Source organism: Salinimicrobium xinjiangense DSM 19287, from assembly GCF_000423585.1.
Taxonomy (GTDB): Bacteria; Bacteroidota; Bacteroidia; order Flavobacteriales; family Flavobacteriaceae; genus Salinimicrobium; species Salinimicrobium xinjiangense.
This window is the reverse complement of sequence record NZ_AUIG01000039.1, coordinates 1-12,307: the sequence shown is the minus strand read 5'-3', so window position 1 is coordinate 12,307 and position 12,307 is coordinate 1. Positions and strand designations below refer to the sequence as shown.

Annotated in this window: 6 protein-coding genes; 2 read left to right on the top strand and 4 right to left on the bottom strand. The window is 40.0% G+C overall.

Features of this window, described 5'->3' with window-relative positions; genetic code table 11:
• Nucleotides 1–691 precede the first annotated feature (691 nt).
• From G564_RS0112635 to G564_RS0112620, 4 genes are all read right to left on the bottom strand, one after another.
• Nucleotides 692–2,617, bottom strand: a complete 1,926-nt coding sequence (locus tag G564_RS0112635) for a putative porin (RefSeq protein WP_029037981.1) — start codon at nucleotides 2,615–2,617, stop codon at nucleotides 692–694.
• Nucleotides 2,618–2,825: 208 nt separating this feature from the next.
• Complete coding sequence (locus tag G564_RS0112630; RefSeq protein WP_156879234.1) at nucleotides 2,826–3,566, bottom strand: hypothetical protein; 741 nt, start codon at nucleotides 3,564–3,566, stop codon at nucleotides 2,826–2,828.
• Nucleotides 3,567–3,701: 135 nt separating this feature from the next.
• Entirely contained in the window at nucleotides 3,702–5,243 is a 1,542-nt protein-coding gene (locus G564_RS0112625; RefSeq protein WP_029037979.1) for a RagB/SusD family nutrient uptake outer membrane protein, read from the bottom strand.
• 13 nt (nucleotides 5,244–5,256) lie between these two features.
• Nucleotides 5,257–8,484, bottom strand: coding sequence for a SusC/RagA family TonB-linked outer membrane protein (locus tag G564_RS0112620; protein ID WP_029037978.1), 3,228 nt, complete (start codon nucleotides 8,482–8,484; stop codon nucleotides 5,257–5,259).
• Between the two features lie 333 nt (nucleotides 8,485–8,817).
• Here G564_RS0112620 and G564_RS0112615 point away from each other — a divergent pair, with 333 nt between their 5' ends.
• Nucleotides 8,818–9,417: a ribonuclease HII gene (locus G564_RS0112615; protein ID WP_029037977.1), complete on the top strand. Its 600-nt coding sequence runs from the start codon at nucleotides 8,818–8,820 to the stop codon at nucleotides 9,415–9,417.
• Nucleotides 9,418–9,445: 28 nt separating this feature from the next.
• Nucleotides 9,446–11,869, top strand: coding sequence for a hypothetical protein (locus G564_RS0112610; protein WP_029037976.1), 2,424 nt, complete (start codon nucleotides 9,446–9,448; stop codon nucleotides 11,867–11,869).
• Nucleotides 11,870–12,307: the final 438 nt, after the last annotated feature.

Sequence of the window (12,307 nt, the reverse complement as noted above, 5' to 3'; positions counted from 1 at the left end):
ACTGTTTTTGAAAGATTTCTTTCGCTAAAGCTCAAGAGCTCAAAGGCGGCTGCAAAGATAAACTCAATCTCCTTTACAATCCAAGCAAAAATTCAATAATTTTTCAGAGAACTTGCCGACCGATCAAGGTGGACTTATTCGCTTCGAAGTCTGGCTCAATCAAGGCTCAGCGGTTGCTCCCCCTCTCCTGTCACTCGCTCTCAAAGCGGCTGCAAATATACAACCGAATTCCACTTCCGCAAGCTTCCTCTAAAAATAATTTAAGCTTTTTTTGACATTTTTGAAACTCCGGGAAATAAGGTGCTGAAAATGACATTTTTGGGAGGAATAAAAAAAGTTAGATCTACGAAGTTAGGAGTTTTGCACCAGGAGTTCTCTTACCCAATTACAGGTAGAAGAACGGGTTATATCCTCCTTTATATATAGGTGCTAAAAAAAATGTTGTTGAAAATAATTTCTTTAACCGCTGTCAGAGCTTAAAGCTGCTGACAGGGTTGGGAAGGTTTTAAATTTAGATCACCAGTCTAAACCGCTGTCAGGGCTTGGAGCCGCTGATAGGGTTAGATCCCGTTAAGACAGCAGGCAGGTAGCAGCGGAAAATCCTTTTTGAGAGGCACGAGCAAAAAGATTGGAGCGAATAGACCGACCCCGCCTTCGCCTGGAGCTATGGCGAAGGAACGCCCAAAAAGAACTACATAAACATATTCCACACCAGTCCAAATCTTATTCCGAAGTCGCGATAGGGATAAAGAGGGGCTGAGAAATTGTTATTTCCATCCAGGAGCGCATTAAGATGTTCCAGTTTGAAAAACACCCTGGCCTGTCTGATCTTTCCATTAAAGAAAAAATCTACCGTTGGAAACCCATCCATTTCTATTTCATCCTGTACATAGAACTCAGCCAAAACAGGATCGTAGCCGTTCATCGCATAAGAGGTAAAATAGTTTAGCGTAAAGCCTGTTTGAAGGAAAAGTGCCCGGCGAAACCAGTGATCGCTATAATAAAGGGTGTTTCTGGTAATAAAATCCGGAACCTTAAATACCTGTTCCCCATCCAGAACCTTTTGATAAAGAAGCGTGTTATTCAGAGAAAATTTTCCAAGGGTAAATTCCCTTTGTCCCTGCACCCTCAGATAACTTACCTGCCCCGAGTGTTGAAAAGGTGCTACATACCCTTCAGCATTAAGACCGAAATAGGCCATATCATTAATAGTGGAAAATTCAACAGACCCATTCAGAAGTGCCGGAGCGAATAACTCAAACCCCAGAGATTGCCTGCTTTCATTGGAAAAATTATTCTGCCAGTTATAATTTATATAATCACTTTGATTGAGTAAATAATTATAATCAGCAGTTCGGTCATTCAAATTCGCAGTTGCAGCTACGATAAAATCCGGGGAGTACGCATAAGACAATCTGGAATGAAGATTATAACCATTAAAATCTCCGAGAACATTGAGCATTCCATCAGCTTCAAAATTAAAAGCTCCTAATCGCCCTGTGTAACTACCCCCTGCAGAAACTATATCTCCCTGCAGCCTGTTGATTATGAATTTATCCTCGAGATTAACCACAGAATTATAGCCATAGTCATAGTGGGTGACTCCACCTTTTGCTACAACTGTACCAAATGCACCTGCCGCGAAAGAGAGATAAATTTCATTATATGTGGATGTGAGCCTTGTTTCATCCCGAAGAGAAGTCTGCTCAAAAGAAGGACCAAATATTTCATTGGCAGCAGCTTGTTGAAATTGATATTTTTTATAGGTATGATTCAGTTTGTGTCCAACCGCAAAGTTTCTTCCTGAAGCATCCTCTCCCTGAAACAACTTATAATTATGATCGAGATAAAATCTCTTTCCAAACAAGGTAGATTGAGCATCTTCAAAATTTACATCCAGACGGGCCCTGTCATCAAATTCAGGATTCTTGGCTATATACTGTTCCAGGGAATTTGGGGTCAAACCTCCGTTTTCTTCATTTAGAAGATCCTGAGAAACAAAATGAGTTTTAAGATTATACCGCGTGTTCGGCGAATTATAACTTACAGAAGTACGAAAGTTTCCGGTACTCGTTAGCAGATGCTGATATCTCCCCAAAGAACGCAGTCCTTTATAGGCAATAGACAGGTTAAGATTTGGGGAAGTGTTGATGGCAAAAAGAGCATCCACAAGCTGTCCCTGTTCGAATACAGTTTTGAAAAAGAGCTCCGTTAAAGGAGTGGGGACACTATAATAGAAAACATCCTCAACTTCCATAAAGTTGAAATGTCTGGCCCGGGCTCCGAATTCCGGAAGCACATTTTGCTCTGTGAAAAAGTTGTAGGAAAGCCGGTTATAGGTACGACCTACATTAGAGAAAGGCAGCAATCCGAAATTATCCTTTCGGAGATAATTGAACCTGTAATCTTTATATATATTAAGAGTGGTGTCTACATGTGTTGTATCATTCTTTACAGATATAATCTTGTACAGCTCTATTGGCGCTTTTTCTATGTCAGGTTGTGTTGATGTCTGCCGGTTAGCGTCTTCACGGTTTCCTACACTACCTCCCAGCCTTCGTTGTCCAAAAGCTGTCACGGTAAAAAAAAGAAAACAAAAAATTATGGCTTGTTTCATCAAGGGTTAAAATGAGGAGCTAAAATAAATAATAAAAAAATTACAGGCCTATTATTCTCAGATTAATAGTAAATCCCTCCTTCCCTTTATGCACTCTTTTACAGACTCATCATTCTAATATGAGGATTATTTGACGTCTCCTTAAAAAAACTGAGCATAAAAAAAGGCTGTCCTTTCAGACAGCCTTTCATTTTTTATTACTCAGATATTATGCATCAGAGTCTCCACCGTCAGTGTCACCACCATCTGTGTCTCCACCATCAGTGTCCCCACCATCTGTGTCTCCACCATCAGTGTCACCACCATCTGTGTCAGCAGAAAAAGTAAGAAGTTCTGTATATGTACCGAAACTACCTGCAGCAACTGTATGTTGAAGAATTAAGGTAACTTCTCTACTACACGGATTGAACTTAGAACCAGTTTGACCGGTTACTGAAGCCTGCCCATATGTACCGCTTACCCACGCATTCTGCTTGGGAACACTAACAGTATAGTCAGCATTTACAGTAAAAGTGACGTCAGTACCTTCAGCAAACATGTCTTTTACAACATACTGATTAGCTGAAGCACCTGCTTCTACAGTCACAGGATACTCTGCCTCGAACCATCCGGAGTCGTTAATAAAAGTTCCTACAGGCTCAAATTCACAAATCTTAGTTATATCCACGGTTAACGGTGCACCGGCGGATAATCCTTGCTCCTCAGCAAGCTCCAGAACAAGAACTTCTCCAAAATTACCAATGCTATTATCTGTAACCTCTACAGTAAAAGTCACTTCATTAGTATTTGCAGGAACCGTCACAGTTTGCGGCAAACTATAAGAATCTGCGTTGATGGTCGTAGACTCATCTACGTTAATCGTAAATGTCCTGTCAGATCCTGTAGTAGTAGCAGTATATACTGTAACATCAAATGAACCGCTTGTGTTTTCATCGATATTGAAAGACATTTCATCTGATTCAAATGTCACATAATTTGGTGGCGTGAAATCATCATCATATTGACACCCAACAAAAACCGTTGAGACCGCCATTAATAACATTATAAATTGTTTCTTCATTATTATTGCTTTTAAATTAATGACTTAGTTTTGAGAATCTATAAACGGATTATATAGGATCTCTGCCTCAGGAATCTCAAAGGTAAGTCTCTCGTCATTATGAGGGATTGGCTCACCTACAAAAGACAGGTGATTTGACCCTCTAACGATAGTTGCCTTATTTCTCTTCATGGCCAGGTAACTCTTACCTTCACCCCAAAGCTCAAGTCTGGTTTGCAGGTAGATTTCATTAATCAACTGTTGACCTGATAATGCATCTAAATATGAAGTATCAGACAGACGAAGGTCCAGCACAGCTCTAAGAGACTCTCTTGCTTCAGCATCCATTCCAAGATTTGCAGCCGCTTCGGCATTAAGAAGGTACATCTCTGCAACTCTCATATATACATAATCCTCATCAATTACTACAGAAGGCCCTCTCGGAACTCTTGCAGGATCATAGAACTTACCCCATGGCTGCAGACGGTTCGAACCGGAAGAAGTGTTAAATTGTCTCCTTCTCACATCATCAGCTGACATTTGAGCAAATAAACCAGAATCAATAGCTTTATAGTCACCATAGCCGGCATAACTGTAAGAGAAGAAATCCATTTGTCCCCACCAGGAAACAAGACCTACACCAGAGTCACTTGTAAGATCAACTCCCCACATCCAGCCGGGAGTATTTACGTCATTAAATCCACCACCTACAATAGAACCTGAATTATTTTGCTTGTTTGTTTCTGCCTGATCTAACGGAGCAACTTCCTCAGCAGTCATGATAGGATAATTTCCGGTAGCAATAACATCACCAGTCAGGTCGTAAACTCTCTGCCAGGCTTCGTTAGTACCTTTAGTTGCAAGAACATAAGCTAAAATACCTTTAGCGATATCCTGATTGATCTCATTCTTTGCAGACCTGTTAAAGCCGTCTAATAATGTGATCGCATCATTAAGATCTCTTTCCATAAGGGCATAGATCTCAGAAGCAGCAACTTTAGGTCCGTTTTCATCTGCAGATTCATCATACAAAGGAAGTATCTCCTGAGAAGGATTGTATTCATTCTGATAGTACTGAGTAAGGTAAAAATAAGAGTGAGCTCTTATCGCCTTTGCCTGTCCCATGATATACTGATTAGCCTGAACTTCAGGCACTGCATCCTGCCCACCAAGGGCATCGATTACTACGTTAGCCGAACGGATAATACGGTAGTAATATCTCCACGGCATATAATTACGTGTACTTGTAAAATCCAATGGAGCCTGAAATTCGGTGATATCTGCACGATACCAACCAAAAGAACTCACAGAAAGTGCCAAATCTCCGGAAAGCATATCTCCGTAAATGTCATAACCTTTTTGACCGAAGTCATCATGGTTTGTCGTTCCTCCGGTTCCAGATGTAAACTGGAGTGTATAAATCCCTGCAAGCGTTCCTGCAAGTACATCAGGATTATTCGTAGCAGCCTCCTCAACCTGATCGGCTGTTAAGAATTCAGAGGGCTGTTTTTCCAGGAAATCCTCGCTACAGCTTACCCCAAGTAAAAGAGCAGCCGCAACTCCTGTTATTTTTAATAAGTTTTTCATATTAATATTTTTTTTAAAATTTAACTCTAACACCTGCAGTAACCGTAGTAAGCGGAGCGTATAAACGACGTCCTGAGTTACCAGATTCACTTGTGTTTGGAAGGAATCCGTCTCTGGCAGTCTTCACGAATAGGTTATCACCGGAAACAAAGATATTAATAAAATCAATACCGGAATTTCCTAACACTCTGTCTGAGAAGGTATAACCTACAAGAGCGTTGTTCAAAGCAAGGTAATCTGTACTTGTTACAAATCTTGTTGAAGTTGCACCACCGTTTACAAATCTGTTATCTGTCAATGCAGGAACATCTGTAATGTCACCAGGTCTCTGCCATCTGTTAAGGATGTCTGAGTGGAAGTTGTTCCCTACTGCACCAAAACGATCACTCATTAACTCCTGATACTGGAAGTCAACTGCATAACCTCCAAGGCTGTAAATAAATTGCGTAGAGAAATTGAAACCTTTGTAGTTACCTCCAAGACGAATACCTCCTCTTACATCAGGAATTGCACTCTTATCAATGTATTTATCTGTAGCCTCCGCATAGGTATTAGTTACAGTTCTCTCAACATTAGCATCAGGGTTTTCAGAAAGATAAGGAACCATGGAAGTAATGGATACATCATCTCCATCGAAAACACCGTTTCCGTTCACGTCATCAAAATAACGGTACCAAAGAGGAGCTCCGTTTGCAGGATCTACACCTGCCCATTCTCTAATGTAAAGGTCAAAGATTGAACTTCCTTTTGACCATGCGAAAGGACTGTTTGAAGGATCAAGAATTCTTTCTTCACCTGTTGAAGGATCGATAGGCATTCTTGTGATCTCATTATTAAGAACTTCCCCATTGATATTAAGATCCAGATTAAAATCTGCAGTCTGAACTAAATGACCGGTAAAGTTAAATTCAAGACCGCTGTTTCTTATGTCTCCATCGTTAACTGTAATAATAGCGATACCCTGAGAAGGACCTACCCTTCTACTGAAGATCTGGTCTGTAGTGTTCTTAACATAATAGTCAATAGTACCATCCAGCCATCTTCCGAGGCTAAATTCTACCCCTGCCTGGAACATTTCTGAAGTTTCCCATGTAAGATTAGGGTTACCGTTTCCTCTTGCAGAAAGAGAGATTTCGTCATTAAGGTTATTCATATCGAATGTATCATAACCTGAGTAAAAGCCTACACCATTCTCATCTCCAGTAATACCGTAAGAAGCTTTAAGCTTTAAGAAGGTAAATAAGCTGTTATTGTAAAGGAAATCTTCATTGGTTACTACCCACGCAGCACCTACAGATCCAAAAGTTCCCCACTTCTCATTAACGAATCTTGAAGAACCGTCACGACGTACAGACCCGGTTAGGAAATACTTATCGAGAAAATCATAGTTGATTTGCCCGAAGTAAGATTCTATAGATCTACCTTCATTATATCCGGTTGGAGGAGATGCATTTACTACATAGTTGTTGAATTGATAAAGATTTGATGCAACCGCCTTTGTTTTAAAAGCAGAGTTGTAATCTCTATCATAATCATTTGATTCATGAGCCGCCAATACTTCAATAGAGTGATCTCCAAACTGGTTGTCATAACGTAACAACTGAAGGAAGTTAAGTGTTAGGGTTTCTGTATCAGATTTAAATAAGGAACCTCCATCACCCACTGCAGTTCCGTAGAACATGTTATCTGCACTGGTATATCTGTTCATAGCGTATTGAGCACCAAATCTTGTTTCAAATCTAAGATTTTCAGTGAAATCAATATCGAAAGAGAAGTTTCCATTCAATTCATTTCTGTCTGTCCCTACGAAGTCATATAACGCAGAACCAATAGGGTTAAGGTTATCTGACTGAGGTCTTGTTCTGAAACCGGAAACACTTCCGTAGTCTAATTGATTTCCTCCAAAGATTGGATCAGGAACAAGATTCCCTTCATCGTCTCTTAAATATACTGGGAAAATAGGCGCAGTTTTATCAGCGAATTCAAATAAGTTCTCAGAACCTACTGTCTGACCGTTGTTCTGGCTTTCAGAATAAGCGTATCCGATATTTGCTCCAACACTTAACCACTCTTTAACCTGAGACTGTACATTAAGACGGGTAGTATACCTGTCATAGCCTGTATTGATCGCATATCCGTTATCCTGAAGATATCCAAATGAGGTGAAGTAAGAAGTCTTGTCATCTCCTCCGCCAAATCTCACGTTTCCTTCAGTTCTGATTGCAGCATCAAAAGCAGCATCAATGTAACTTTCCGGAGTGTAGCGACGGGTTACACCTTCACGCACCATTCTGGTCTCAGGATCAATAAGTTCTGCAGCAGTAGCATTCCACATGTTATAACCTGCAGGAACATAGTTGTCTGAAAATAATCTGTCATTAGCATATGCAACAGGGTCTGCTACACCGTTAATGTTTCCACGGTTGTAGATTCCTTCCCACACAAGTCCAATATAAGTTTCAGGTGAGCGAATTACATCGTATCTGTCGATAACCTGATCATTCACACCAGTCTTAACATCAACTTCGATATAGCTTTCACCTGTAGTTGAACCCTTTTTAGTAGTGATCAATACAACCCCGTTTGCACCACGAGAACCGTAAATAGCAGTTGCAGTTGCATCTTTAAGTACTGTAGTAGATGCAATATCTGCAGGGTTGATAGAGTTCAAACTTCCTGAGAAAGGAACACCATCAACTACAAATAAAGGAGCTCTGTTTCCATTAACAGATCCAAAACCACGAATACGAATAGTAGAAGTAGTACCAGGTTGTCCTGAAGTATTAATAACGTTTACCCCCGCAACCTCTCCGGATAAAGCCTGAGAAACGTTGGAGAAACTTTTCGCCTCAATGTTCTCTGCCTTAATGGTTGTTGCCGTTCCTGCAAAAGATTGTCTTGTTGCAGTACCATATCCCACTACCACAACTTCTTCAAGTTCTGCGGCATCGGTCATAAGCGTTACATTAATAACATTTTCAGCTCCCACTGCTCTTTCCACAGTACGGAAACCTACATAAGAAAATACAAGCACATCCTGCGGTGCGGCAGAAATAATATATTCTCCACTAAAATCGGTCTGAGTACCCGTTGTAGTACCTTTTACCAAAACAGTCACCCCTGGTAGTGGCAGACCTTGATCGTCAACCACCGTCCCGGCGACTTCTTTTTGCTGCGCAAACGTAATTTGCGCCACTAACACCAGTAACAGCGTTAGAATTCCATTTAATTTTCTTTTCATTTTATGAATTATTTGAATTAGCCAAGGCCAAAAATGATAATAAATTCTTAATAAAACAAGGCTAATGACGAAACTTGTTTGTTAATTATTTAAGAAGTTGATCAAAGTGCATCACTACAACCTCATAGTTGATAAATTTTTTTTTCGAATTCTGCATTAACAGCTGAATTTTGCTTCTTTCATAAAAAATTAAACAGAAAGTATTAAAATGTATAATTTTAAACAGTCTAAATTTTCTTTGCCTTACAGGCTGACAAGAAATTTTTACATTTGCCGCTACATGTTATAAAGGGCATGTGAAATTGTCCTTTTCAGGAAACTAATGTTTAAAAGATGTTAAAGAAAAGCTTCTCCAGGTTAGCTTTAGAATGTGGCACCGATGAGGCAGGAAGAGGCTGTCTTGCCGGGCCGGTTACTGCAGCCGCAGTAATGCTCCCTCTGACTTTCAGAAATAAGCTAATCAATGACTCAAAAAAATTGAACGAAATTAACAGAACCAGGCTTCGTTCAGTAATTGAACAAAAAGCATTATGTTTTTCCGTACAACATATATATATGGAGGAAATAGACGAAATTAATATTTTGAACGCCTCAATACAGGCCATGCATAAATGTATTGAGAATTTGAATCCTGTACCCGAATTTATTATTGTCGACGGGAACCGCTTTAAAGATTTTCCCGATGTCCCTCACGAATGTATAATAAAGGGAGATGGAAAATATTTGAGTATTGCTGCTGCTTCTATTTTAGCAAAAACTTACAGGGACGAATTTATGATGAGGATTCATGAAGAATATCCAATGTATAACTGGAAACAAAATAAAGGATATCCCACACAGGAGCACAGGGAGGCAATTAAAGAATACGGAGTCACAAAATTTCACAGAAAGAGTTTTAAACTATTACCGGAGCAACTGGAACTTTCCTTTTAAAGTCTACTTTTGGTAAAAAATCCATCCCATGAGAAAAATTTTACCGGTGCTTCTCATTGCCCTTTTTAGTGCCTGTACCGAACACAAGCAGGGATCGGGTGAATTGACCGATTATCTTCCTCAGGATTCGGCGGTCATTCTTCACTTACAGAATCCAGATCTTTTCTTCAGCAATCTTCAAAACAATGAATTTTTAAAGATCAATGAAGATCGTCCTCTTTATCTGGAAATTCAGAATAAAACCTCAGTACTAAAATATTTCCCTCATAAAAAGGAGGCTTTGCTGGCCCTCACAACGGATCAGGTGGATAACTCAATCGATTTTACCTTTATTGGTCGGGGAAATATTACCACCATCCCTATTGATTCCCTCCAAAATGTACAGGTAGAAACTTTTACTGCAAAAGATTACAAGATCACCAAATACATCCTGGAAGGACAAACAGCATTTTCAACTTTAGTTGACAGTGTTACTATTTTAAGTAGTTCCCGGAAAATTCTTGAAGAAAGCATTAGAGCGACCTATACCCCTTCTCCAGACTTGACCACAGCTTTTAAGGCGGCTTCACAAAAATCACCATCCATTTTTATCAATCATGACAAAGCTTCCTCTATCCTGAATCAATTATTACCCCTGGAACTTCCAGGTCTTAGTCACTGGACAGTCCTGGATACAGATCTTTCCCAGTCAGACATAATATTAAATGGTATATCGGTTGCAGGGGATTCCTCCTCCCGACTTATCAATAGTTTTCGCGGAGTAGGAGTTGCCACTAACAGTATAGCATCTGTTACACCAGTTGCCGCTAAAGGTTTTACTTCGGTCAGCTTTAGAAATTCTGAAAAATTTTTACAGCAACTTCAGCCTGACACTTCTCTTTCACAACCCGCTATTACCTCCGAAAGATCTTTAATTGACACGGCCATAGAGGCAGGTGTGATCCAGCTTTCAGAAAATTCCGTTTTTGCGATCAAAACCCTTGATCCCGAAGCAGCAAGACTCAGCCTTGATTTTGAACTTCAGCAAACGGAGGAATTCAGAGGTTATGCTATATACAGTAATCCCAATACAAAAGCCTTTCAGGATATTTTCCAGCCTTTACTTAAGCCTGAAGATCTCCATTATTTTACCTTTTTCGATACCTATATATTATATGCCGAAAAAACTGAGGCTCTAAAGGAAGTGATCACTGCCGTACAAAACGAACTGGTGCTGGCAAATACTGAAGCTTACAAAGCCTCTTCAGAAAACCTGAGTTCAGAAGCATCTCTTTTAATTGTGAGAAATAACCAGGCACAGAACAATTCATCTGCTGATGAATTTGATTTCAAGGATTATCCTATATCTGCAATTCAGTTTATCTACCAGGATAATTTTGCGCATGTCCACAGTACCTTGATCAAAAGTTCAGCTTTAAAAACAGAAAAACCCGTTGCACAACAGGCCGGGATCGATCTTGGAAATACGCTTTCCGGCCGACCTGTTTTCTTCAGAAATCATCGTACAAAAGGAATGGACATCGCGGTACAGGATATTCAAAATATTTTGTACCTGATTTCTCCTGAAGGAAAGATCCATTGGAAAAAAAATATCGGATCCAGGATCCTCGGAGAAGTACAGACGGTGGACATTTTAAGAAACGGGAGGTACCAGTTAGCTTTCGCTACTCAAAATGAACTTCATGTAATCGATCGTGACGGGAATGCAGTAAAGCCTTTTCCGCTTAAGTTTAGAGACGCCATCACTCAACCGGTTGCTATTTTTGATTACGATAACAAGCGGGATTACAGGTTCGTTATTACCCAAGGCAGGGAAATACTGATGTACGACCGCAAAGGAAAAAGTGTGAGAGGATTTAACTTCTCTAAAGCTGCTTCTGAAATTATTAAGCCCCCGAAACACATAAGAATAGGCCGTAAAGATTATATTCTGATACCCGAAAGTTCGGGAAGATTGAACATTCTTAGCCGTACAGGTAAAATAAGGGTTCCGGTTAAAGAAAAAATTGATTTTTCTGAAAATGACTGGTATGATTATAATGACAATTTTGTTTCCACAAATGCTTCCGGAAAAATACTGAAGCTTAACGAGCAGGGAAGTATCAAAACAGAAGATCTTGATCTTGCTGAAAATACACGGATCACAGCCACAGCCAAAACCCTCGTGACCCTCTCCGAAAACCAGCTCAGCATAAAAGGCAATACAGTGACCCTTGATTTCGGACTCTACACCGAACCTCAGATCTTCTACATCAATAATAAGATCTATGTCTCGGTCACAGACCTCCAGTCACAAAAAGTATATCTTTTTGACAGTAACGCCGAACTTTTAAATGGTTTTCCCGTTTATGGAACCTCTACTATAGACCTTTCCAATGCCGATGACGATAACGCTTTAGAACTAGTGGTGCAGGGAGAAGATGATGGAGTGGTGGTTTATGAGGTGAATTAGTGGACAGTGGTCGGTGCCTTTTTTACCCCTAAGTCCCCTCGTATGTTTGAAATGTGGGAATTTTATAAACAGCTATAGCCCCTTCAGAGCTTGTCCCGATCTTTATCGGGAGGGTTGGGGGTTTGTCTCGGTAGTAAGTGGTCAGAAGTTGGCAGTGGGCAGTTTTAAGTAGGCAGTAAAAGGGAAATTAGAGCTACGAAGTTAGAAGTGGGGATATTTATGCATTTATCAGCCCAGAGGATACGAAACATTTTCAAGGGTCTTAATCAAGATGGAAGATTTTACCGGAGCAAATCTTGACTCCACAAATTTAATCCTGGAACCACAACCTTGAACCTTGAACCTTGAGTCCACTCTAAAAACAAAATTACTCGAATAATACTAAGAATGGACTATCTTTAAACCACTTTCCAACTCACTATCATGTTTAGAAAAACT

What these genes read in the sequence shown, in the direction of transcription:
- G564_RS0112630 (WP_156879234.1), bottom strand. Translation starts at nt 3,566, where the DNA reads ATGTCTTTCAATATCGATGAAAACACAAGCGGTTCATTTGATGTTACA.
- G564_RS0112620 (WP_029037978.1), bottom strand. Translation starts at nt 8,484, where the DNA reads ATGAAAAGAAAATTAAATGGAATTCTAACGCTGTTACTGGTGTTAGTG.
- G564_RS0112625 (WP_029037979.1), bottom strand. Translation starts at nt 5,243, where the DNA reads ATGAAAAACTTATTAAAAATAACAGGAGTTGCGGCTGCTCTTTTACTT.
- G564_RS0112615 (WP_029037977.1), top strand. Translation starts at nt 8,818, where the DNA reads ATGTTAAAGAAAAGCTTCTCCAGGTTAGCTTTAGAATGTGGCACCGAT.
- G564_RS0112610 (WP_029037976.1), top strand. Translation starts at nt 9,446, where the DNA reads ATGAGAAAAATTTTACCGGTGCTTCTCATTGCCCTTTTTAGTGCCTGT.
- G564_RS0112635 (WP_029037981.1), bottom strand. Translation starts at nt 2,617, where the DNA reads ATGAAACAAGCCATAATTTTTTGTTTTCTTTTTTTTACCGTGACAGCT.